Origin of the sequence: Herminiimonas arsenitoxidans, assembly GCF_900130075.1 — a bacterium.
Classification (GTDB): domain Bacteria; phylum Pseudomonadota; class Gammaproteobacteria; order Burkholderiales; family Burkholderiaceae_D; genus Oxalicibacterium; species Oxalicibacterium arsenitoxidans.
This window is the reverse complement of sequence record NZ_LT671418.1, coordinates 758311-783327: the sequence shown is the minus strand read 5'-3', so window position 1 is coordinate 783327 and position 25017 is coordinate 758311. Positions and strand designations below refer to the sequence as shown.

General features: G+C 52.5%; 15 protein-coding genes. 8 read left to right on the top strand and 7 right to left on the bottom strand.

Annotated features, from left to right (window positions below; genetic code table 11):
- Positions 1 to 9 precede the first annotated feature (9 nt).
- The 3 genes from BQ6873_RS03615 to BQ6873_RS03605 form a co-directional block, all read right to left on the bottom strand.
- The gene (locus BQ6873_RS03615) at positions 10 to 561 is read right to left on the bottom strand and encodes a chemotaxis protein CheX (RefSeq protein WP_076591430.1); all 552 of its coding nucleotides are present in this window, start codon (positions 559 to 561) and stop codon (positions 10 to 12) included.
- Positions 562 to 567: 6 nt separating this feature from the next.
- Positions 568 to 1287 (bottom strand): methyl-accepting chemotaxis protein, encoded by a 720-nt coding sequence (locus BQ6873_RS03610; protein ID WP_076591429.1) that lies wholly within the window; start codon positions 1285 to 1287, stop codon positions 568 to 570.
- Between the two features lie 64 nt (positions 1288 to 1351).
- A complete protein-coding gene (locus tag BQ6873_RS03605) occupies positions 1352 to 3778 on the bottom strand; it encodes an ATP-binding protein (RefSeq protein WP_076591428.1) in 2427 nt (808 codons plus the stop codon).
- Positions 3779 to 3834: 56 nt separating this feature from the next.
- On the opposite strand from BQ6873_RS03605, the gene BQ6873_RS03600 reads away from it, so the two are divergent.
- A complete protein-coding gene (locus tag BQ6873_RS03600; protein WP_076591427.1) occupies positions 3835 to 4080 on the top strand; it encodes a hypothetical protein in 246 nt (81 codons plus the stop codon).
- A 51-nt stretch (positions 4081 to 4131) separates the two neighbouring features.
- Here BQ6873_RS03600 and BQ6873_RS03595 read toward each other — a convergent pair whose 3' ends face one another.
- A complete protein-coding gene (locus BQ6873_RS03595) occupies positions 4132 to 5451 on the bottom strand; it encodes a D-serine ammonia-lyase (protein WP_076593922.1) in 1320 nt (439 codons plus the stop codon).
- 106 nt (positions 5452 to 5557) lie between these two features.
- On the opposite strand from BQ6873_RS03595, the gene BQ6873_RS03590 reads away from it, so the two are divergent.
- The 4 genes from BQ6873_RS03590 (at position 5558) to BQ6873_RS03575 (ending at position 9296) form a co-directional block, all read left to right on the top strand.
- Positions 5558 to 6499 (top strand): LysR substrate-binding domain-containing protein, encoded by a 942-nt coding sequence (locus BQ6873_RS03590; protein ID WP_407928076.1) that lies wholly within the window; start codon positions 5558 to 5560, stop codon positions 6497 to 6499.
- Between the two features lie 219 nt (positions 6500 to 6718).
- Positions 6719 to 7015: an ArsR/SmtB family transcription factor gene (locus BQ6873_RS03585; protein WP_076591425.1), complete on the top strand. Its 297-nt coding sequence runs from the start codon at positions 6719 to 6721 to the stop codon at positions 7013 to 7015.
- 24 nt (positions 7016 to 7039) lie between these two features.
- A complete protein-coding gene (locus tag BQ6873_RS03580; protein WP_076591424.1) occupies positions 7040 to 8212 on the top strand; it encodes an MFS transporter in 1173 nt (390 codons plus the stop codon).
- Between the two features lie 28 nt (positions 8213 to 8240).
- On the top strand, positions 8241 to 9296 hold the full coding sequence (locus tag BQ6873_RS03575; protein ID WP_076591423.1) for an alkene reductase: 1056 nt from the start codon (positions 8241 to 8243) through the stop codon (positions 9294 to 9296).
- A gap of 47 nt (positions 9297 to 9343) precedes the next feature.
- Here BQ6873_RS03575 and BQ6873_RS03570 read toward each other — a convergent pair whose 3' ends face one another.
- From BQ6873_RS03570 to BQ6873_RS03560, 3 genes are all read right to left on the bottom strand, one after another.
- Positions 9344 to 9658, bottom strand: a complete 315-nt coding sequence (locus tag BQ6873_RS03570) for a GNAT family N-acetyltransferase (RefSeq protein ID WP_076593921.1) — start codon at positions 9656 to 9658, stop codon at positions 9344 to 9346.
- Positions 9659 to 9698: 40 nt separating this feature from the next.
- Positions 9699 to 11624, bottom strand: coding sequence for a sensor histidine kinase (locus BQ6873_RS03565; RefSeq protein ID WP_076591422.1), 1926 nt, complete (start codon positions 11622 to 11624; stop codon positions 9699 to 9701).
- Positions 11625 to 11688: 64 nt separating this feature from the next.
- A complete protein-coding gene (locus BQ6873_RS03560; RefSeq protein WP_076591421.1) occupies positions 11689 to 12384 on the bottom strand; it encodes a response regulator transcription factor in 696 nt (231 codons plus the stop codon).
- A gap of 195 nt (positions 12385 to 12579) precedes the next feature.
- On the opposite strand from BQ6873_RS03560, the gene BQ6873_RS03555 reads away from it, so the two are divergent.
- The 3 genes from BQ6873_RS03555 to BQ6873_RS18210 all read left to right on the top strand — a co-directional run bounded on the left by BQ6873_RS03555 (position 12580) and on the right by BQ6873_RS18210 (position 25009).
- Positions 12580 to 19500, top strand: a complete 6921-nt coding sequence (locus BQ6873_RS03555; protein WP_076591420.1) for a GLUG motif-containing protein — start codon at positions 12580 to 12582, stop codon at positions 19498 to 19500.
- Between the two features lie 64 nt (positions 19501 to 19564).
- Positions 19565 to 21256, top strand: coding sequence for a ShlB/FhaC/HecB family hemolysin secretion/activation protein (locus BQ6873_RS03550; RefSeq protein WP_076591419.1), 1692 nt, complete (start codon positions 19565 to 19567; stop codon positions 21254 to 21256).
- Between the two features lie 75 nt (positions 21257 to 21331).
- Positions 21332 to 25009: an autotransporter outer membrane beta-barrel domain-containing protein gene (locus tag BQ6873_RS18210; protein ID WP_231949244.1), complete on the top strand. Its 3678-nt coding sequence runs from the start codon at positions 21332 to 21334 to the stop codon at positions 25007 to 25009.
- The last annotated feature ends 8 nt before the right edge of the window (positions 25010 to 25017 follow it).

The window sequence follows — 25017 nt, the reverse complement described above, 5'->3', positions numbered from 1 at the left end:
TTCGTTTAATTAAAATAATTCAAGCTCGCCGGTATTGGCGTTTTCTTCATCTTCTGTCACTTCAAAATCCAGATCGGCATACGCACTGACGCACAGACTGACGTGGAAGAGTGCTGCGCCATCGACGCCAACTACAAAATGCTGAACGTGGCTGCAATTGAGCATTTGTATGTAGCTCATGCACTGCCCATCGATGAAGTTGGGTGTGGACATGCCTATGTGCGGGAAGAATGCACCCAGTTCACGATTCAGAATGCCGCAGCAAAGATTGCCGTATTCCGCAAGTGCATCGTGGAAGGATTGTTGATTCATTTCTTCTACTTGCATGCCATTCATGCGTGCCATGTATTCCATGGTTGTGGCATCTGCCTTGAAATGGATCATCACCATCAAGCGGAACAAATAGGAAGAAACGGTGAGAACGACGGATTCCTGGCCTTCGATTCCTGTCACGTCGCTGGTGATGCCGATGTCGCAGTTTTCTATCGAGCCGGGCAGGCTGGCTTTCAGCGAGCGTATGAGTAAATGGTCAAAACCGTCTTGTGCTTGTGTGCTGATCATGATGCTTTATGTGGTGAGCGCTTCTTTGGTTTTGTCGTTGGCCAGATTCAGACCGATGACGGCACTGATGATCATCTTGCCGCCAGCCTGCAGATCCTGAAATGTCGTGGTGGTGATCAAATCGTTCTCATGCAGGTTGCTGCGGTAGCTCTTGGATAATTTCTCTGCACGCTGTGCCAGTGAGCGTACTTCGGAAGCGACCACGGCAAAGCCGCGACCGTGTTCGCCGGCGCGCGCTGCTTCAATGGAAGCGTTGAGAGCGACGATGATGACTTGATTGACGATCAGTGCGAACTCATCGTTCTTCACGCGCATTTCGCGGTTGTGCTTGATCAGCATGCCCATATCGTCATGCCAGCGTTCGAAGGTTTTGATCAAGCCCATCAGACGCGTGATGGTATCGGCGGCACGTTCGCAGTTTTCTACGGCGACTGCATTGCTGTCGGCATTGCGGTCCGACAGGCTTTGGATCAATTGCGCATGTTCTTCCTGCAATTGCGAGAGCTGATCCTGATTCAACAGTTTTTCCTGCTCCAGTAATTCCTGATGCTGCTCCATCTTTTGCTGCATATCCTGCATCACGTTTTGCAAATCCTGTTCCAGCGCCTGTGCTTGTGCAATATCAACCATGCCGGACAGACGCTGTCTCAGTTTTTTGATGCGCCATTGCTGGACGATGCCGCAACACAGCAGACCGAGTGCGAAAAAAATAATGGAGTTGAGCATGATGAAAATCGATTCTCTGTTCAGTTGTTCAAATGCGATGTGTCTTTATCGAGTGCTGGCACGCTCAGGCAACCTGACTATCGGTATCACCGGAATTAGGCGGTACGCTGCCGTGTTCCGACAATGGCGTCTGCAACAGTTCCTGCAACAGATCGTCGTCGGCTGCATCGGCTTTAACGGCAAACGCTGCCGGCAGTGAAACGATGATGCTGAACTGGCGGAAATCCGCACCCACGGCATTGTCGTCAAAGCGGATATCGATGTTGCCATTCTCGCGACTGACAAAAGCCAGCACCGCATCCATGCCAACACCTCGGCCGGAAACATCGGTGATTTTTTCAGCAGTGGAGAAGCCAGCTTGCAGGATCAAGCGCGCTGCAGCCAGATCGTCTAATTGTTCCGGTACATCGCTGAGGCCTTTTTCAGCGGCTATCTTGCGTATGCGATTCAACGCCAAGCCACGACCGTCGTCGCGCAATGAAATTTGCAGCATTTGATCTACCTGGCGCATGTGCAGGCTGATCTTGCCGGCTTCCGGCTTGCCTTGCGCAACGCGTACTTCCGGTGTTTCCAGGCCGTGATCCATCGCGTTGCGGATCAGGTGCATGAAGACATTTTTGAGCAAACCGCTAATCTGGTTATGGATGACGTAGCCGCCATCCTTGATGCTGATTGTCGGTGCTTTTTTGCCCAGTTCTTGTGCCAGAGCCGGCATCGATTCGATGACGCCTGCCAGCGTTTCATCGATGCGCTCGGTGCCAAGCAGGCGCAGAGTACGACGCACAGCATTGCGTACTGCGACCAGTTCATGCAGGTTGGCGGTATTGACGGTTTCCAGTCTGTGCAGGCTTTCTTGAATATGCTTCTTGTCTATCATCAAATGGCTATCGACCTTGCCACCGCGGCCCGGACCTTGACGGCTCAGGCTGACTTCATTGATGCGTGCATAACGCTCGACTGCAGCGCGGACGCCGGCCAGCTCATCCAGCAGCAGCGCTTGATCCCACGCACGGCCGCTATTCGGATCGCGCAATTCTTCGTAATGCTGTTCGGCTTCATGCACGATATCGGCCAGATGCAACAAGCCGTATGTGCGGCCATTGCCCTTGATGGTGTGCATATTGCGGAACAGCTTGGCGACGGCAAAGGCGCTGGCTTCGTTGTTGTGGCGGATCACGTGTTCGTTTTCATCGATAAACTTGATCGAACTGGTGATGAATTCGTGGAATTTATCCTGGCTGACGGCGAGGATTTCACCAATGATTTCGAGTTCACGTTTTTGTTCGTTGGCTTCTGCTGCGAGTTGGCGCAGTTCAGTCACATCGCGTACGCACAGCATCAGACGGACGATCATGTCGTTTTCATCAACGATAGGTGACCAGCTCAGATCGAGAATTTTGACACGGCCATCGGTCATGCGTTTTTCGATTTCGCCCACCATCAAATGCTGGTTGAACTCGAAGTTCATCAAGTCTTCACCTATGCAAGCACCGCCGATTGCTTCCATCTGCGCCAAGGTGTCTGCGCCAAGATTGGTATCGGCGAAGACGAAGTCCATGATGTCTCGGCCGACGATGTCTTTGGTTTCGAAGACAGTTTCCAGATAAGCCGAATACTCCGGATGGATCTTGTTGCCATCGACGATGGTCAAGATACCTTGCGGGATGTTTTGCAGCATGGTCTGGATGTCTGCGGTTTTTTGACGCACCAGTGCAGATGCTTCCTGAATTTTTTCCAGCATGCCGTTAAAGGCTTTGATCGAATGGCCAACTTCATCCATGCGCGCGATAGGCACGCGGCGTGTAAAGTCCTGACTCGCTGCGATTTCGCTCATCATTTTTTGCATGCGGCTGATAGGGCCGGTGATCTGGCGATACAGCAGGAAGCCGATGATAGTAAGGAAGATGACGGCGAAGATGGTGACGACAGTAATTGCAGTAGTGGTGGTCGCCAGATTTTCATTCAATGCGGCAATCGCGACGTCTTTACTGCGATTTTTTTCGATTCTGAGTGTGTCGATGATTTGTTCCAGTTCTTGCTGGAACTGCACCACATTACCGAACAGGGAAGCTTTAGCGATTTCATCCTTGCCAGCCAGCTTGAGCTTCATCGTGCTGTCGATGGCATCGAAGTAATTGACCAGACTTTCCTTCGCCTGTTCGACCAGGCCGCGTTGCGTTGGACTATCGACTTGCGCCAATTGCAGATCGAGTGCTTTTTCCAGTATGGCTTTCTTGCCGGTTAATTTTTCGTTGTTTTGTATCGCGATTTGTTCATCCGGCTCCGACACGATGGCCATAGCCGATAACTGCACTTCTTTAAGTTGCGCAACCAGATCGGACGACGCGAGTGTGCTGGGTACGACGCCTTCGGTCACCGTCCTTACTTCCACCGCGCTACCGCGCGACTGGAATACGGCATAGCCACCAATCAGCGAAATGGCAATGAAGGTGAAGATGACGAGGAGGGTGATGCGTAGGCGAATAGTCATGGCAGGAATTCCCATTAGATGTAAAGAGCAAGAGCCTCAGGTAGCACGCTCGGGTAATGGCGACCTCGACAGGCGATGCGGACTTTCAGTTGCTGGACGGAATTGTTGCACTGGAGCATGACAAGTTCATGACAAGAAGCTGTCGGGAAAATGCTTTAAACGCAATTGCTTTGCTTGGAAATGAGGATAAGGACGAAGGCGCGCCCGAATTTTTAGCGAGAGCAGGAGGGGAAGTTGATAGCTGCGTTGTTCTTTTTCAGGTGTTGAGCGTTCACTTGATCCGAACGCTCAACACGGACTAAAGGCCACGGACTAAAGGCGCGAGCAGTATCTTTAAGAAGATAGATGTTTTGTTATCCGTACTGTGCAGCTATGGATAGAAAACGACGGTGTTCTTCCGGAGGAACCAGCGAACCGCCGGTCGTCCAGATGACATGAGTTGCATCGTTCAGATGATGTTCCAAGTCATGGTGACGCAAGTAGGTGCGACCAGGGTCACTGTTCGTGAGCCAGTCAGGTCCACACACACCAGCTGCAGCCGAAGGCTCAAGCGCGATATCTTCTGTGCGCAGTACTTGTAGCAGTTGCGTGTACAACTGCCGGTCACTTACTGTGAAGACGCCAGATAACTGCACAGCCATTAAAGGACTAACAAGAGGTGATGCCTGACCGACAGCCAAGCCATCAGCTTCCGTAATGTTGTCCAAGCCTATGTCATAAACCGAAAGCGGCGTGTTTTGTTGAGATGCCAATTGCACCAGCATGCAAGGTGATGCGACTGGCTCTGCGAAGAAGCAATGCACATGCTCGCCGAACAATGCTTTGAGTCCGAAAGTAATGCCACCGGGCGCGCCACCAACACCACAAGGTATGTAGACGAAGAGCGGGTGAGTCGCATCGACAGTGCGTCCTGCTGCCTTCAGTTGCACAGCGAAATGTCGCGCAGCAGCGGCATAACCAAGAAACAGCATCAACGAATGCTCGTCATCGACAAAGTAACCATACGGATCGGCCTGCGATTGCGCTCGTCCAGCGGCTACCGCTGCTGCGTAATCGCCATCGTGTTCGACAACCTCGACGCCACGCAGGCGCAGACGATCTTTTTTCCACGCTTTGGCATCGGTGGACATGTGGACGACAGCTTTGAAACCCAATGCTGCTGCCATCACGCCTATGCTCAGTCCCAGATTGCCCGTGCTACCAACCGTGACGGTATAGCGAGCAAATAAAGTGCGTGCCGCTTCGGATGCAAGTTGCAGACGATCGCCATCAGGAAGAAGGAGGCCATGATCGATGGCAATCGATTCTGCCAAAGCCAATATTTCGTGGAATCCACCGCGTGCCTTGATGGAGCCGGCGATAGGTAGCGCATGGTCGGCTTTGATGAACCAGCTGCCAGCGCATTCTGGATCGCTGCTCATCGTTTGCTGTAATTGCGGCGTGGCGATTAATTCAGATTCGATCCGGCCAGCGCTAGCCTTCAATTCCGGGAAAAGTGTTGCCATTAGCCCGGCACAGCGCGCGAGTCGTGCTTCGGCTTCGGCCACATCGGCAATGCCGGGAGCATCCTTGGGAAGCGAACTGCCCAAGCCAGGATTAAGCCACAGCAAGGGTGTGCGTGACTGTAGCTGTGCTAATAGATTGGATGGAAAACTTTTCAGTATAGAATTCATGGAAGGCAATTGTACGAGCAATGATTTATAGGGTTAGGTGATGATCCTAAGGCTATAAGCCTATTCTGAAAAATGATATTTCCTACTTATAGCATTAGCTATACTAATTCGAATGCAACTTCATCCATCGATACTTGCGAACCTGCGCTGCTTTGAAGTGGCAGCGCGTCTGCTTAATTTCACCAAGGCCGCACAAGCGCTTAATCTTACCCAGAGTGCCGTCAGCCAGCAGATCCGACATCTTGAGGAAAATCTCGGTTATCCGCTATTTGTGCGCCGGCATCGCAGTCTGATTCTTACCGATAAGGGACAGGCGCTGTTTGAATGTGCGAGCCGGATTTTTCTTGATATAGAACAAACGCTCAGACGTTTGGAGCCAGCGGAGGCTCCCTTGCAAGTCAACTGTTTGCCGTCTTTTGCACTGCAATGGTTGATGCCGCGTCTAAGCGATTTTCAGCATCTGCACCCGGCAATTGCAGTGCGGCTGAAAGCAGAATTCCAGACTCTGGATCTGCATGCGATGCAGGCCGATGATATCGACGTAGCGATACGCTTCGATCCCGGGCAATACGGCAATCTGCAAGCAGAGCGGATACTTGATGAATATCTGATGCCGGTAGCAACACCAAAATTTCTCTCGGAACATCCGGCATTTGCCGCCGGGCAGTCGCTGCAAGGCGTGACTCTGCTGCATGATGCAACGCCATGGAGTGGGGCGCCCGAGTTCATTGAATGGCGTACATGGATGGAGGCGGAACGTCCTGATTGGTTAGCTGAGTTGGGTGGAATACAGTTCAATCTGGCGAGTTTGGTCATAGGTGCGGCACTCAATCACCAAGGCGTCGCCATGGCGCGTACTGCGCTGGTACTCGACGAAATCAAAAGTGGCCGGCTGGTGAAGGTGTTCGATCGTTTGGTACCGTCCCCGGCGCACTATATGTTGTTGATCCAGCGCGCAGATGATCGTCGTACAGCAGTGTTTTCTCTGTGGTTAAAAGAGGAATGTCATCGGTTCAGCGATGAGCGTCGACAATTGTTATTGATATAAATGCTTAGTTGACATTTAAATTAGGCGATTAACTGCAATTTTGTATTTCGAATGGCCCAGTGCCAACTGGCGTATCTCTTCAATTTCCCCTCTGTAAACACCAAGAAATGACGTGTCCTGCACACATTTTTTATATATCGTATAATGACGATATTAAATTTCAAGAAAGACGATATTTATTTCGTCTTTTGACGAAAAGCTAACAAAAAGGATAACCCCATGGACATAGACGCGATCCACAAGGCGCTGGCCAATCCGGTACGCAGGCAGATTCTGAACTGGCTGAAGTCGCCTGGAGAGTATTTTGCCGAGCAGGAACATCCGCTGGATTTCGGCGTGTGCTGCGGCATGATCGACAAGCGTAGTGGTTTGTCGCAGTCAACTATTTCCGCTCACTTGGCGACTTTGCAAGCGGCGGAACTCATCGTGCCTAGACGCATCGGTCAATGGGTTTTCTTCAAACGTAACGAAGCCACGATTCAAGCCTTTCTCGATTCGATACACGGCGATCTGTAAAACCCTTATTCAAAGAAAGACTGTATGCCTTTAGCTTTACTTATATTGGCGCTAAGCGCTTTTGCCATAGGCACCACCGAATTCGTGATCATGGGCTTGCTGCCTGATGTGGCGCGCAGTTTGTCGGTATCAATTCCGAGCGCTGGCTGGCTGATCAGCGGTTATGCGCTGGGCGTTGCCATAGGTGCGCCGATCATGGCGGTAGCAACGGCTTCCTTGCCGCGCAAGCGTGCCTTGTTGTTATTGATGGGAATTTTCATCGTCGGCAACGTCTTGTGTGCAGTGGCGACTGATTACAACTTCCTGATGGTGGCGCGCATCATCACGGCCTTATGCCATGGCGCATTTTTTGGTATCGGTTCTGTGGTTGCTGCGAGTCTGGTGCCAGAGAATAAAAAAGCATCAGCAGTTGCATTGATGTTCACCGGTTTGACCTTGGCGAACGTGCTTGGTGTGCCGCTGGGTACCGCACTTGGTCAAGTCGCCGGTTGGCAGATGCCATTCTGGGTCGTCGCTGTTCTTGGCGTGTTGTCGCTGATTGGTTTGTGGCGTGTGATGCCGAGCGGGCACGATGAAGAAAAAACAGATCTGCGTGCAGAAATTGGTCAGTTGCGTAATGCCGGTTTGTGGGCAGCGCTGTCAACTACGATGCTGTTCTCTGCCGCGACCTTCGCCTTGTTTACTTACGTTGCTCCTTTGCTGGAAGACGTGACACATCTGTCGCCACAAGGCATTACCTGGACCTTGTTTTTGATCGGCCTTGGTTTGACGGTCGGTAATTACATCGGCGGTCGTTTGGCTGACTGGAGCTTGGGTACTGCGTTGACGGGAATTTTCATCGTGTTGGCAGTGGTCAGTTCCATCGTGCGCTGGACCAGCCCAAGTTTGATTCCGGTGGAAATCAATCTCTTCCTGTGGGCGATGGTCTCCTTCGCTGCGGTTCCAGGCTTGCAGGTCAACGTCATGATATTCGGCAAGGCTGCACCTAACCTGGCAGCGACATTGAATATCGGCGCATTTAATTTAGGTAATGCACTTGGTGCATGGGTCGGCGGCTCTGTCATCAGCGCCGGTCTTGGATTGCAAGCAGTACCGTTGGCAGCAGGAGCACTCGCGCTGACGGCAGTTTTGGCAATGCGCGTATCACTGCGCCTTGCTCGCGACGAAGTGCCGGCATGTGCCGCTGCCGTCGCTTGATTTAAACAATTTTTCTGGAAAGAACATCATGACGAATCATTTATTTACCCCGATTAAAGTTGGCGACATCACTCTTCCTAACCGCGTGATCATGGCGCCTTTGACGCGTCTGCGTTCCAGCGCAGGCCGTGTACCAAATGCACTGATGGCCGATTACTACGCACAGCGTGCGTCGGCCGGCATGATTCTTAGTGAAGCCACCTCGGTCACGCCGCAAGGTGTCGGCTATCCAGATTCGCCAGGCATCTGGTCGGAAGGGCAGGTAGAAGGTTGGAAGCTGGTAACCGACGCCGTGCACAAGGCAGGTGGACGCATTTATCTGCAACTCTGGCATGTAGGCCGTATCTCTGATCCGGTTTATCTGAATGGTGAATTACCGGTTGCGCCAAGTGCAATCGCTGCAGAAGGACATGTCAGTCTGGTACGTCCCAAAAAGGAATATGTCGTGCCGCGTGCGCTGGATCTGACAGAAATTCCTGGTGTAGTTGCTGCCTATCGCAAGGGTGCCGAGAATGCAAAACTTGCCGGCTTTGATGGTGTCGAAGTGCACGGTGCGAACGGCTACTTGCTCGATCAGTTTTTGCAAGACAGCACGAACAAGCGTACGGATGTGTATGGTGGTTCGATTGAGAATCGTGCACGCCTGTTATTGGAAGTTGTAGACGCATGTGTTGACGTCTGGGGTAAAGATCGCGTCGGCTTGCACTTGTCGCCACGTGGCGCATCGCATTCAATCAGTGACAGTAATCCACTCGCCACTTTTGGCTATGTGATGAAGGAGCTGGATCGTCGTGGTATCGCATTCGTCTGCGTACGCGAGGTGCTTGGTGATGATCGTCTTGGTCCGCAGTTGAAAAAACTGTTCCACGGTGTGTATATCGTCAACGATGGCTTGTCGAAAGAATCCGCTGAGAAGGCACTGCAGGCAGGTGAAGCTGACGCGGCAGCATTCGGTCGCGTCTTTATAGCCAATCCCGATTTGCCGGCGCGCTTGCAAAAGAATGCGGATTTGAATCCACCGAACGCAGAAACTTTCTACGGTGGTGGTGCGCAAGGCTATACGGATTATCCAGCGCTGGCATGATTGTTTTGATGCGCATCCACTGATAGCGAGTTGGATGCGCAGTTTTCCTACAAGCCGATGCCGAAAATGCGTCGGCTTTCTATTGTCACCAACTCGTGGTGTTGTGGATGCTTGCGTAAGTAATGCACGAGAAAGCCGCACACAGGCACGATGCGTTTGCCCTGACTGCGCACATATTCCATAGCCTGATTCGCCAGCAGCGAGCCAAATCCCTGACCGGCAAGCGCCGGTACTACTTCCGTGTGCATGACCATGCATACCTGATCGAATACGTAATAGTCGATGAAGCCGATCAGACGGCCATCATCTATCCATTCGTAGCGTTGGAGGGGCGTTTCTTCAGATTCGGAGGCGTGCTTCATGGCGTCAGGATAAATCAATTGCTTGGACCGCATCTCGGGTTTATGCAGTACGTTCCAGCGGTAGCCATAGAACAAATCGTGTTCCGCTCGCGCCAGATTGCCAGGCAACCGTACCGTCAACTGCACTCGCGCGTCGTCGCTGATTATGCAAACCACGTCCTGCGGCGCTGCGGAGCGCTTTTTCAATATCAAAGCCTTGGCCGTTGTCTTCTATGCTGACCGTTACGCCGTTGGCATCTATTGCAGTGCCAACCCGAATTTCATTCGCGCTGGTATGACGCAAGATGTTGGCGATACTTTCTTGCACGATACGAAGAATGTGTAGCGCGCTGGTAGGATCAAGCCATGTCAATGTTGGTAATTCTTGTACTTCCCACTGCAACGTAATGCCGGTATTTTCCAGCCGAGGCTCCAGGCGGAAGCGTAACGTCGCCAGCAATAGCAGCAAGTCAGCTTCGACCGGCTCCATTGAGTCTATGGTCAGCTTCAAATCATCCAGACAGTCCTTGAGAATTTGCGAGATATTCAAATCGCTGACATCACCTTGTTCAACTGATCGAATTGCACTGATCAGCGATGAACCTAAACCGTCGTGCATGTCCTGCATCAGACGTTGGCGCTCGTCGCTGATCGTCCGTCGGAATTCTGCTTCACGCAAGCGCTGATGACTCAGCTCCAGTTCGGCTTCTCGGGCTTGCAGGCGTTGTGCCAGATTCGCATTGGCCTGTTCTACTTCACCAATCGCATTGATATAGCGTCGATACATCAATATGCCGAACACGCTGAAGCAGACCGCATTGGTATAAGCACCCAGATACCAACCTTCCGGACTGATGAAATTGTTTTGCAACAGCCAGTCATCCACACCGAACAAGGTGCAAACGAGAATGCCAACCGCCACCAACCGTCCTTCAGTTGAAACACGCCAGGCGTTGATGCCGCCTACCAGGCCAGCGGTAGCTCCCATCACCGCTGCGACCAGATAGATCAATGGCGTGACCTTGGGCGTATTAGGCAAGACGGCTAGCACCGGCAGCGTGAGTACGCCTATCAGTATGGTTGTAGTGACCAGCGCACGCGTCAGCCAGATGAGCGGACGACCATGCAACTGGCGCAGGAAGAAATGCACTGCAGTAACCAGCCAGAACAGGGCGTTGACCGTCAACCAGGCGAACCAGTCGTTGGCGATCGGCAGGTCCGTATAAAAATGCAGGCCGCGCAGAAAGCCTGTAGCAGCGAGGTTGAAGAACAGCAGATAGCCGATTTCATGACGTCGCCGCATCCAGACAAATAGCGCGAATATGCCAACGGCCATGAATGCAGTACTGAGCATCGCCGGCAATTCCTGTTGCAACCATAAGCGCAAGTGGTAACGCGCATAGAGAGATTCGGTCGGACCGACCCACAGCGACGATAGGGCGACTTGGGTATGCGCCGTATGTTCTAGTCGGATCAAAATTTCGTGTAGAGGTACGTTGTCGTCAGATCGATTCAGTTCCACCCACAGCGGTGTGCGGCTGCTATTCCACAAGGGGCCGTTCTGCTGTGCTCTATGTACTAGATGACCATTTACATACACGGCAATGGTGCCGTCGGTTCGCACGCGGCTGGCATATAGGGCCAATGTTTGTTTATTGGTCGCGATATTCGGAAGCTGCAATCTGAACCAAGTCGTTCGGCTGCCGACTGATGCACGGGCGCCATTGGCTTGCTTCAACAGGGCGATTGGTGGCGCAAAAGGCAAGGTAACCATTTGCCAGTTTGACGGCAGAGTCTGGCTATCGATACTGGAAGGAGTGAGCGGGCTGAAACCGGTAGCATCGGTGACTTGCCATTGTGCTTGTTGCAGCTTTAGATCGGCATCTGATTTGCCATAACCACCCATCGAAAATGCACCGACCAGCGCAAGCAAGACCACTGAAAATATCAGCAAAAGTGCTGAGAGCAATGCCGAGCGTCGGTTCATTGTTCAGACTGTCCTATCGCTAATAGCAGAGGCAATGATGGGTACGGCATGACGGTAGGCTCTGCTAATCCGACAACAAGCCCTGTGTCCTGGCCTCATAGAGTGCTTCTGCTTTAGAGGTGACTTTGAGCTTGCTGTAAATACGTCGCACGAACGTACGGACTGTGAAATGAGATAGCTGCATCAGCTTGGCAATTTCTTGTGCCGTAAAACCTTTGCTGATGAAATCCAGGACTTCTTTTTCGCGTGCAGACAGCAAGGTCGCAAGGTCCTCAGCCTGTGGCGGGCTACTTGTGCTGCTTGCAGCATTGGGCCGAAAACGCGCCAGAATCTGACGCGCAATGATAGGACTGATCGGGCTGCCGCCATTGGCGATGCTGCGAATCTCGTCGATCATTTTGGCTTGTGAGCTATCTTTTAGCAGATAGCCCGCAGCACCAGATTCAATCGAACGCATCACGTGCGTCTCATCGCCAAAATTGGTGCTGACCATGATGCTGCAACTCGGCCACTGCACTACAGCGGCCTGAATCACATCTATCCCCGAACCATCCGGCAAACCTAAATCGACCAGTAATACATCCGCAGGCGGACCTTGCAACAAAGCCAATCCTTCTGCTCGGGTACCTGCCATACCAACCAGTTGCATATCCGGTGCCGACAGCACAACTTTGCTTAATGCTTCACGAAAGCTTGGGTCGTCCTCGACGATGACGACGTGGATGGGGAGTGATTCCTGAGTAGTGGTAGGGGAATTCATGGGTCAGCCATTGTACGCCGGACTGTAAACGTTCCGTGTAGCACATTTGTTCTACATACAAGAACAGCCGCTCTACATATAGTCATGGCACTTAAAAATACCATAAAAGCGCACGTGGCTTGGCGAGGAAGGGCGGCGTAACGCTTTGGATTTTGTTGCCGAAGCATGCTCCGGCCGTTGACAGGGAATAGCAAAATGAACCATATCTACCGACTAGTCTGGAGCCAGTTAGCCAATGCCTGGATTGCCGTTGCAGAAAATGCGAAAGCACACGGTAAGGCAATCGGCGCGCGCAAGTTAAGTGTCAGTGCACTGGTATTGTCAGGTGGAGCATTGTTCACACCATTTGCCTATGCTGCCAGCGCGGCCGATGCGACAGTTACTCTCGGTAACGGTAACGTCAATACGGTCGGCAATACCACCACCATCAATCAGCATACGCAGAACATCGCGATTGACTGGGTCGGTTTATCGACGGCTGCGAATGAAGCGCTGATCTTCAATCAACCCAACTCTGCTGCGATTGCACTGAACCGCATCACCGGCTCCAGCCCCAGTACTTTGCTCGGCAGCCTGACGGCAAATGGACAAGTCTTCATCCTGAATCCGAATGGCGTCTTGTTCGGTGCCGGTGCGCAGGTGAATGTCGGTGGTCTTGTTGCGTCTACGCTGAGCATGAGCAATGCGGATCTGGCAGCAGGACGCATGGTCTTTGCGCTGGACGGCAATGCCAATGGCAGTGTGATCAATAAAGGAACGATCAATGCCGCAGATGGCGGCTATGTCGCGCTGATCGCCGGTACGGTACGCAATGAAGGCAATATCAATGCACGTCTGGGTACTGCATTGCTGGCCGCCGGTAACAAGGTCACGCTCAATATCAACAACGGTAGCCTGCTCGGCTACAGCATAGATCATGGCGCATTGAATGCGCTGGCCGAGAACAAGCAACTGATACAGGCGAATGGCGGACAAGTCTTGATGTCGGCCAAGGCGCTGAATAATCTGACGACTGCCGTTGTGAACAACACCGGCATCATCGAAGCGAAGACGGTAGAGAATCGCAACGGTCGCATCATGCTGATGGGCGATATGGAAGTCGGCACGGTTAACGTCGGCGGCACGTTGGATGCGTCTGCACCGACCGGTGGCGACGGCGGCTTTGTCGAAACATCAGCAGCTCACGTCAAGGTTGCGACAGGTACCAAGGTCACGACGAAGGCCGCCAATGGCAAGACCGGCAAATGGCTGATCGATCCCAACGACTTCACGATTGCGGCTAGCGGTGGCGACATGACCGGCGCCGATGTGTCTGCTACGTTGAACAACACTGACTTTGAAATTCAAACTGCGACGATGGGTACGGCGGGTGGCAACGGCGACATCAACGTCAACGATGCCGTGACGTGGAATGCAGCAACGACACTGACGCTCAACGCCGAACGCAACATCAATATCAATCAAAGCATTACCGCGCAGAGCGCCAACGGCAAGCTGGCGCTGGCGTATGGACAAGGCGCAGTCAATGCGGGCAATACCGCCAACTACAACGTCAATGCACCGATCAACCTGAAGGCGGGCAACAACTTCAGCACAAAACTCGGTAGCGACGGCAATACGGTCCAATACCAGGTCATCACGGATCTAGGGAATGCTGGCAGCGGGACCGGCACCGACCTGCAAGGCATCAACGGCAATCTGACGGGCAATTATGTTCTTGGCAGCGATATTGATGCATTCATTGCCAGAGACTGGATTGGTGGTTTCAACCCGATTGGAACTTTCGGCGGTGTTTTTGACGGTCTGGGGCATGTCATTCGTAACCTGACCATCAACCAATCGACCCAAAGTAGCGTCGGCTTGTTTGGCTCCGCCGTGGGCGCAACCATTCGTAATGTAGGCCTCGTCGACGGGAGCGTTAAAGGAAAGGATTCCGTTGGTGCGCTGGTTGGCGTGGTGTTGAACAGTACGATCTCCAATACGTATTCGACACTCCTCGTGAGCGGGCATTCAAGCGTGGGTGGACTGGTTGGTTCTCTCAATAATGGTGTGAGTATCAGTAACTCCTATGCCACCGGTGCGGTGAAGGGCAGCGATCTTCCGAATGGAAATACTTCGATCGATGTAGGTGGATTGGCAGGATCCAATGAGGGCAATATTAAAAATTCCTATGCCACCGGTGCCGTTACCGGGACGCTGTATGTTGGTGGCCTGGTAGGCAGCAACCGTGGCGCGGTGAGCAATGTGTATGCAACAGGTAATGTGACGGCCACTTCCAACGGCACTGTCGGTGGTCTGGTCGGAAATAACGCTGCTGGAAGCAGTATTTCCAATGCATATTCAACCGGAAAAGTCACAGGCTTTATGTATAACGGCGGATTGGTTGGTTATAACGAAGGGGTCATCGACCATGCCTATGCGACAGGCAAGGTGACAGGCGATACGCTTTCTGGAGGACTGATTGGTTATAACGCTCGCAGCGGCGCAGTCGTCAACAGTTACTGGGATGGCGTAACAACTGCTCAATCCAGCGCCGCGGGTGGTATTGCCAGTGGTTCTTCGGTCAATGCCACCATGATCTCGGGCAGCAGTGCCTACAGTCGCTCCAGCTATGCCAATCTTGGCACGTGGAATCAGGTATTCGGCGGTGCGTGGGTAGCAACTGACAGCAGTGGCCAGACATGGGTCATGTTTGAAGGATCAACACGCCCATTTTTGTATAGCGAGTATTCGACTTCGATAAAAAACGCGCATCAGTTGCAGTTGATGGGACTGAATGTAACGGCCAATTACACGCTGGCGAATGATATCGATGCGAGTGCAACCAACGGCAGCAATGCGAGCGGCATGTGGAGTACGCAAGGCTTCGCTCCTGTCGGTAACCTTTACGGCTGGGAGTTCACTGGTTCCTTCGATGGGCAGAATCACGTCATCAGCAATCTGACGATCAATATGCCGACAATGGATTATGTCGGTTTGTTTCGTTCCGTCATTGGCAGCGCGATTCGCGACGTCAGTCTGGTCGGTGGCAGTATCTCCGGTCACGACTATGTCGGCGGCCTGGCCGGCAGTCTGAATGGCGGCACGGTAGACAATGTCCATGCGGGCGCTACCGTCCTCGGCAACTACGACGTCGGCGGGTTGATCGGCTACAACAACGGTGGCGTCCTCGACACTGTGTCCGCTTCGGGCAATGTGCGGGGCGATAGCGGCAATGCAGGCGGTCTGGTCGGTGAAAACAGGGGCAACATCAGCAATGCCTATGCAACGGGCAATGTCATGGGTACCGATACTCTTAACGGCCAAAATGTCGGCGGTCTGGTCGGCTACAACAGCAGCGGCAGCACGATCGAGAACGCTTACGCAAGCGGCGACGTCAATGCCGATTTTGACGTGGGTTCAGCCGGTGGTCTGATTGGCTACAACGAAGGCACGCTCACCAATGTCCACGCAGCAGGAAAGGCAAACGGTTATTACGCAGGTGGTCTGGTCGGAGAGAACTGGGGCGACATCAGCAATGCCTATGCAACGGGTAGGGTTGCGGGTGCTTACGCCGGCGGTCTGGTAGGCAGCAACAATGCCAACATCACAGACTCGCATGCAAGTGGAAACGTAACCGGGTTGCAGGATGTTGTATTCGGTGGTTATGTTGGCGGCCTGATCGGTTTGAATGGCGGCGATATCACAAGATCGTACGCAACAGGTGATGTGAATGGACAGGCATCGCAGTATGCCGGTGGTTTGATCGGTAATAACTCAGGTCTCATTACAGATTCATACGCCAAAGGTAACGTCACTGGTGGCGATGATATTCACGACTATGCCGGTGGCTTGATTGGCAAGAATAGTCGACGCATCACGGGCTCGTATGCAACCGGTAATGTGACCGGTTACTACGCTGGCGGTTTGGTCGGGAGCAGTTCTGGACAAATCACCGATTCTTATACGAGCGGTACTGGTACCGTGACAGGATATTACGCAGGTGGCCTCGTTGGCTACAGTTCCAGCACGATTACTGGCTCCCATGCGACCGGTACAGTAATCGGTAATGACACGATGTTGGATCAGACCGGTTATACCGGCGGGCTGGTGGGCCAGAGCGATGGAAATATCAGCAACTCCTACGCCACCGGTGTGGTGACTGGTCAGCGTGAAGGCTTTGCGGGCGGCCTTGTGGGTCAGAGCTCTGCAAGTATCACTGGTTCCCATGCCGAAGGCGCAGTGACGGGGTATTACACGGGCGGATTGGTTGGCAAAAGTTTTTCATCTATCAATACGTCCTATGCTACCGGTGATGTTAAAGGTTACATAGTCGGCGGACTGGTCGGCGAAGCCGGGGGAAATATCTCCGGCTCCTATGCCACTGGCGATGTAAACGGCAGTACCGTCAGTAACAGCAGCGGTGTGTCGGACGGTCATGCAGGTGGTTTGGTCGGCTATAACTCCGGTACGATCAATGATGTCTATGCAAGCGGCAACGTGAGCGGACCACAAGATGGTAATGCCGGTGGTTTGATCGGTTACAACAACGGGGCAACCATCAGTAATGCCAATGCGATCGGCAACGTTACCGGTCGTGTTGCAGGCGGCTTGATCGGGGAGAACGTCTTTGGTGATCTTAATTCCGTTTATGCGAAGGGTGTCGTTACCGGCGATACCAACGCTGGCGGTCTTGTAGGAACAAACAGCGGCAATATCCGCGACGCTTATGCGACTGGTGTAGTGACTGGCTACAATGCGGGCGGTTTGATCGGCTACAACACGCTGGGTACGATAGAACGTGTTTACGCAATCGGCGACGTGACGGGGCAGGCAAGCGGTAATGCCGGCGGCTTGATCGGTGATCACCACAGTCTGGGTGTTGTCAGCAACGCCTATGCGACGGGCGATGTAATCGGCGGGCAAAGCGGTAATGCGGGTGGCCTGATAGGTAGTATCAGCGATTATGGTTCTGTTACCAATGCCTATGCAACAGGCGACGTCACGGCGCAGCAGAACGGTTACGCAGGTGGGATCGTTGGTTATAACAGTGCAGGCACGATCAGCTATGTATATGCCACTGGCAAAGTGCGTGGTCTTGCTGGAATTCTTGGTGGGGTGGCCGGTTATAACGGTTGGAGTATTTACAACGCACTGTGGAACTCTCAAACATCTGGTAACGGGATAGCCGTCGGCGACTTCGGTGGCGGAAGCAGCGGTGCCAACGGAATCAGCGCTATTAATAATACGCTTGCGAGTCAGAAAGCGACCTTTGCCAACGCAGGTTGGGATATAGACGCAACTGGCGGCACTGGCACGATCTGGCGCATCTATGAAGGACAGAGCGGACCGTTGTTACGTTCCTTCCTCACAGCGGTCACGGTCACTGGCGATGCAAGCGGCAAGACCTACGACGGCTCGACCAACACCTCAAGCGGCTACACCACCGATGTCAACGGAGCGGTGCTGGATGGCGGCCTGATCTATACCAGCGACTCGAAGAACGTCGGTAGCTACAGCACGGCAAACAGCACACTGACACAGTCAGGACTGTATTCCGGCCAGCAGGGTTACGACATCAGCTATGCAGATGCCAGCCTGACGATCAGCAAAGCAGATTTGACGGTCACTGCGCAGCAAACTACTAAGGTCTATGACGGCACGACGAGCGCAGGCAATGCCGTCGTTGGTGCATTAGCAGGCGCTGCAGCTGGCGAATCTATTCTGACGGGTGGCAGTCAATCCTATCTCGACAAGAATGCTGGCGACAACAAAACCGTTAGCGCCGCAGCAGTCACGATCAAGGACGCGGGCGGTACCAACGTCAGCGCCAACTACAACATCACGTATGTCGATGATGTCGCTAGCACAATCAGCAAGGCCGACCTGACTGTTACCGCACAGCAGACGAGCAAAACCTATGACGGCACATTGAATGCCGCCGGCAACGGCATTGCCGGCACGCTGGCTGGCCTGGGCGACACGGTCGCCTCGACGGGCAGCCAGACTTTCCTCGACAAGAACGCTGGTGACAACAAGGCGGTACGTGCCAACGGAGTAACCATCGAAGATGTTGGTGGCGCTGACATGACTGGCAACTACAACATCAGCTATGTCGATAACACCAGCAGCACGATCAATAAAGCTGACCTGATCGTCACCGCGCAACAGGTAGTCAAAACCTATGACGGTACGCTGAATGCAAGCGGTAGCGGCATAGCGGATACGCTGGCCGGCGTGGGTGACTCGGTGAGTGCTAACGGAAGTCAGACGTTCCTCGACAAGAATGCCGGCTCTGGCAAAACCGTACGCGCCAGTGGAGTAACCATTGAAGATGCTGGTGGCGCTGACATGACTGGCAACTACAACATCAGCTATGTCGATAACACCAGCAGCACGATCAATAAAGCAGATCTGAACGTCACAGCTAACGGCATCGACAAGATTTATAACGGTCTGACGAATGCATCGGTCACGTACAACGATGATCGTATTACCGGTGATGTATTGAACTTTACTGGTAATGCGAGCTTCAACGACAAGAACGTTGGCAACAACAAGACTGTCGACGTCAACAACATCATTCTGAGTGGCACCGATGCGGGTAACTACAACCTGATCTCCAATGTTGCTAGTACCTCAGCAAATATCACACCGGCATCGCTGATCGTTACGGCCAATTCCGCCAACAAGTTCTATGACGGTATTGCTTATGGCGGTGGTAACGGCAGCACGATTGCTGGCTTCGTCAATGGCGAAACGATAGCCGATCTGTTCGGTTCCCTTAATTACGGCGGCACGGCGCAGGGTGCGACTGGCATCGGCAATTACACGATCACGGCAAATGGATTGAGTAGTAGCAATTACACGATGACTTTCGTTAATGGTGCGCTCGTCATCAATCCTGTCAGTCAAAGTAGCGCGGCGTTAGGTGGCTCCACATTGGAATCTGCTTATAACTCTGCGATCAATGCTGTCAGCAGCGGTCTCGATAAATCCGACAAGAGCAAGGAGATGCAGCTTGCTCTGATGGCTGCGCAGGAAAAGGGCAAGCAAGCCGCTGATGCGTCGCAAATTACGCCACGTCTGAACTTCACTGGCTGCGGCATGCAAATGCCGAGCGGCGCGGGCTGTTAGTAAACACAGATTGCCAGGAAATTTTTCTTTCTCATTTATTTCATTTTTCAGTTAGCCCGACCTTATGACGTTCTCTGCTCGTTGCAATAAATCACCGCTCTTGTGTGCACTGACATTAACGCTGCTGCATAGCGTCACCAGTTCTGCGCAAACACCACCTAATGCCGGGCAGATCCTCCGTGAATTGCAGCAACAGCCAGAACTGACCGCTCCCAAGGCAGGTCCTTCTGTCGAGGTGGAAGAACGTGCATTGAGTGCAGCAGTCGGGGATGAAACAAGCTTTGACGTCAAGACGATTCTGATCAGTGGCAACACAGTGATTCCGACCGCAACGCTGCAGTCGCTGGTGGCTGATCTGGAAGGTAGTTCGCGCACCTTGAAAGATTTGAACGCTGCCACAGCGCGTATCACGGCGTATTACCGCGAACAGGGTTATCCCGTTGCACGTGCCTATTTACCTGCACAGGAAATCAAAAATGGCACCGTCACGATAGCCATCGTTGAAGGGCGCATCTCTGCGCATCAACTGAAAAACCAATCGCGACTTTCGGATGAACGTGCGGCGGCGTATCTGAATCAGGTGCCCGATGGCGAAACGATACGTTCTGATCGTATCGATAGAGGTTTGCTGTTGTTGAACGACACGCCTGGCGTCAGCAATGCACGCGCAACCTTGCAGCCGGGTGCCAGTGTCGGCACATCGGATCTGGTCGTGCAGTTAGAACAGGGCGCGGCATATAACGGTAGCGTGGATTTCGATAACTACGGCAATCGTTATGTCGGTGAGTATCGTCTGAGCGGCACGCTCAACGTCAACAGCCCGCTCAAGATCGGTGACGTATTGACGGCCAATGTATTGACTAGCGGTGATGGGCTGAACTACGGACGTGTCGCTTATCAGTTGCCGGTTGGCAGCGACGGCTTGCGTATAGGCGCAGCGTATTTTGAAACGCGCTATGAGCTCGGCAAGGAATTCAAATCATTGAATGCACATGGCACAGCCAGCAGCACCAGCGTCTTTGCAGCTTACCCATTCATCCGTAGTCAACTCGCGAATCTGAACGGCACCTTGAGTTGGGAACAAAAGAAACTGAGCGATAGCGTCGATGCGACGCTGACAACAACCGACAAGAGTGCGAAGTTGATGACGGCTGGACTCTACGGCACGCGACAAGATGCTTTCGCTGGTGGCGGCATCAACAGCATGAGTTTGTCAGCAGTATTCGGTCAATTGGATATCAAGTCACCATCCGCACTGATCATCGATAAGGCATCGGCCAAAACTAATGGCAGTTATGCGCGCGTGTCTTACAACCTTGCACGACTACAACGACTGAACGATAGCAACACCTTGTATGTCACGGTGTATGGCCAGGAGGCAAGCAAGAACCTGGATTCTTCCGAAAAATTCGCATTGGGCGGTGCCACCGGTGTGCGTGCTTATCCACAAGGTGAAGGCATAGGTGATGAAGGCGTGTTGGCTACTGTTGAACTTCGTCATAACTTCAACGCGGCCTTGCAAGGCACATTGTTCTACGACACCGGCTCAGTAAAAATAAATCACACACCTTTTGGACCCGCAGCACCGAACACGCGCGCATTGGCTGGCGCAGGTATCGGTTTGAATGCGTTGTTCTCCAATGTCCAGATCAAGGCGTCTCTCGCCTGGCGCACCAGTAATGAAGATCCGATTTCCATACCGCAATCGGCTGTGCATACGCCGACATTGTGGGTACAAGCCAGCATCGGATTTTAAGAAAAATATAAAAACTATTTGACGTCGGCATTGAGAGAGACGACGCGCACTACTCACAAAATCAGGGATAAGAAAATGAAAATGAATCAACCGCAACGGACAGCACTCAGTTTGGCGATAGCCACAGCACTGACAGCAATGGCACCGACTGTGACGCTGGGACAGACTGTTATTTCTACCAATACAAACGCGACACAGCATTGGAGTGATGGCGACTTTACTGTCAATGCTGGAGTTTCATTATTCTCTGATGCAGGCGATACCGCCGTGTTTGGTGACGGCGGCGGTGTGCTGGGAATATTGACGAATAATGGAACGATCAATGGAGCAGATGGCGGCATCACCACCACCAACGACATAAATCGCTTGCATAACAATGGCAATATTCTGGGCGGTACTTACTATGGCATTGCCAATTTTAGCGCTACGATTAATGTATTCAGCAATGACGGCATTATCAATGGTATTGCTGGCGGCATACTCAATGACGGCAACATCGGAAGCTTCCTCAATGAGTCAGGCGGCGCTATCAGTAGCCTGGAAAATACAAACAATGGCACGATCACTGATTTCATAAACGACGGCACTATCAGCAAGCTGGAAAACAGCGGTGTGATCAATAGTTCTACGCCTTCTGGAATGGCACTGACTAATGGCGGCACGATTACCGTACTGGAAAACAATGCCAGTGGCACGATAGATAGTGTCTTGAATATCGGGACGATCAATACCTTGAATAATCAAGGCGTCATCGGAAGCTTCCACAATCAATCAAGCGGTATTATCAGTAGTCTGGAAAATGCAAACAATGGCACGATCACTGATTTCATAAACGACGGCACTATCAGCAAGCTGGAAAACAGCGGTGTGATTAATAGTTCCGCGTCTTATGGAATGGCACTGACTAATGGTGGCACGACTACCGTATTGGAAAACAAAGCCAGCGGCACGATAGACAGTGTCTTTAATATTGGCACGATCAATACCTTGAATAATCAAGGCACCATCAGCGGTCTGATTGGCTTGATAAATGGAGGCATTGTCGGCTCTGGCACAAGCATGGTCAGTCGCAGCGGACACATCGGCAATTTGACCAATAGCGGCACTATCGCTGGCGCGGGAGGTTCCGGCATTGCTAACTATGACGGCACCATCAGTACCCTGACCAATAGTGGCACCATCAGTAGCGAGTTCAGCGCTGCCATCTACAACAACACTGGTAGCGAAATCACGACCCTGAACAATACGGTAGGCGGCGTCATTGCTAGCACATGGGCGGATGGCATCTTTAATGCCGGTCTGATTGGAACAGTGAGCAATAGTGGCGATATCCACGGTGCTACAGGAATCAGCAATGGCGGTACGATAGGAAGCGGCACCACTGCAACCACATACACAGGAATGATAGGGACCTTAACTAATAGTGGCACGATCAGGGGTACGAGTAGTAGCGGTAACGTAGCAGGTATCAGTAACGCCTTCAACAGCAGTATCGGTACGCTCAACAACAGCGGCACGATCAGCAGCGATATCGCTGCCATTGTCAATGCTGGCACCATCACTACAATCAACAACAACGGCAGTGGCACCTTGGAAGGTGCGGTAGGGATAGGCAATATAGGCACGATCACGACACTGACAAACAATGGTCTGATTCACGGCGTTGCAAACGGCATCATGAATACGTCCGGGGGGGCGATAGGGGTATTGAACAATAGCGGTACCATCATTGGCGACAATCAAGCTGCCATCAGCAACAGTAGTTTGATCTCTGCCCTGAATAATAAAATCGGCGGCGTCATACAAAATGGCATTTCCAATAATTCCAACGGTTCCATCATTAGCCTGGACAACAAAGGCACGATCGCCGGCTCCAGCACGAGTACAACTGCCTATGCTTTATATAACGAAGGCAATATAGGAACGCTGAACAATAGTGGTTTGATCACATCGCCGGTCGATGCAATTTATCTCGATAGCAGCAGCACGCTGGGCATCCTCACCAATAGCGGCACCATAGCCGGCACCATCAGTAATTTCTCTACACAAGATCTTTACATCAACGGTGGCAGCGGTTCGACCTTCGGCTTGCTGACTGGCTCCAGCGGTGGAAAAGGTGTGGCAGATATCGGTCAGATCAACAATCAGAACGGGAATGTCGTATTCGGATCCGGCAATCAACTTCTCAATGACAACATCGATGTCGACGGCAATATCGTCGCCAATATAGGCGGCGTACTGCAGGTCAATAATCAAATCCACATCACAGGCGATTATCGTCAGGATGCTGCTGCAACACTGAACATAGGTGTGGCAGGCGGAGCCGTAACAAATGGCGTCAGCAGTGACCTCGGTTACGGTCGTCTGATTGTCTCCGGCAATGCCATCATCGATGCCGGTTCCAGCGTGATGCTGAAAAAAGTTACCAGCTACGGTTTTGCCAATGGTCAACGCTATCTGGTCGTGCAGGCAGATAGTGCTGGCACCAACTACAACGAAAGTACCTTGCGCTATGGAGCGACCGGCTTCAATGGCACAGTGAGCGGCAGTAGCGTTGTGGATGGTAGCAATCTGGATCTGGTGTTGACACTGGATGGCGGGACAGTCAATCAGGCGACCAACAGCAATGCGCAATCGACGCTCAACGGTCTCTTTAATTACACCGGTACCGATGCCGGTTTGATGAATCTGTTCAATGCAGTTGCTGCTGTCGGCTCAACAGAAGAAGGTAATCGTGCCGGTTCGCAACTGAGTCCAACTTCCGGCAAAGCGGGTGTCGCCGGTGCATCTACGGCAGTGTCGCAACAAGTCAACACCATCGCATTCAATCGTCTGGACAGTGGTTCGTCTGCACCGCAACAAGGTGGCAGCGGCTTGTCTGGTGGTGACGGCATGAGCAATAACGCTTTCTGGGGACAAGCCTTTGGTGGTCGTGCATCGGCTGATGCGCGTGATGGTGTTTCCGGCTATCACGCCAGTTACAGCGGTTTGCTGCTTGGTGCAGATACAGAGCTGAACAATCAATGGCGTGCTGGTGGCTTGTTCAACTATGCAAGCACATCGGTATCCAGCGACGGCGACAACGCTGGTAGTTACTCGCGCGTCAATTCGTATGGTGTGACGGCGTATGCCGGTTATACCGGCGAGCCGTGGTACGTCAACATGTCGGTCGGCGCGATGCGCAGCGATGTGAATGCACATCGTGTAGTGAACTTTGGCGGTTTCAATGGCATTGCCAATAGCAGTTACAACGGCATGCACTACATCGCCGCAGCACAAGCCGGTTATCCACTCAACTTTGATCATGTATTGCCTGGCCTGGTGCTGACGCCATTGGCTGGCTTGACCTATAGCACTCTGAAGCAAAACGGTTATACCGAAACCGGTGGCAACGGTGCCGCTTTGCAGGTAGGTAGCTCCGATACGCACTCAGTAAAAAGCGATCTGGGTGTCAAGTTGGAACGCAATTACAAGACCTCGTACGGCTTGTTGAAACCGACAGCGCAATTGCTGTGGCGTCATGAATACAGCGATACGCGCATGCAATCGGTCGCCAATTTCGCGGCAGATACATCTGGTGCGACGACCTTCGTGACCGCAGGAGCCAAGCCTGTCGCCAATACCGGCGTGTTGTCTTTGGGTCTGATATTGCTGCGCAATGAAAATTTGACGCTGTCGACTAACTACACGTTGGAATCAGGTGGTGGTTACACCTCTCAGACAGGTAGCTTGATGGCGCGTTGGCGTTTCTAAGGCGCGAG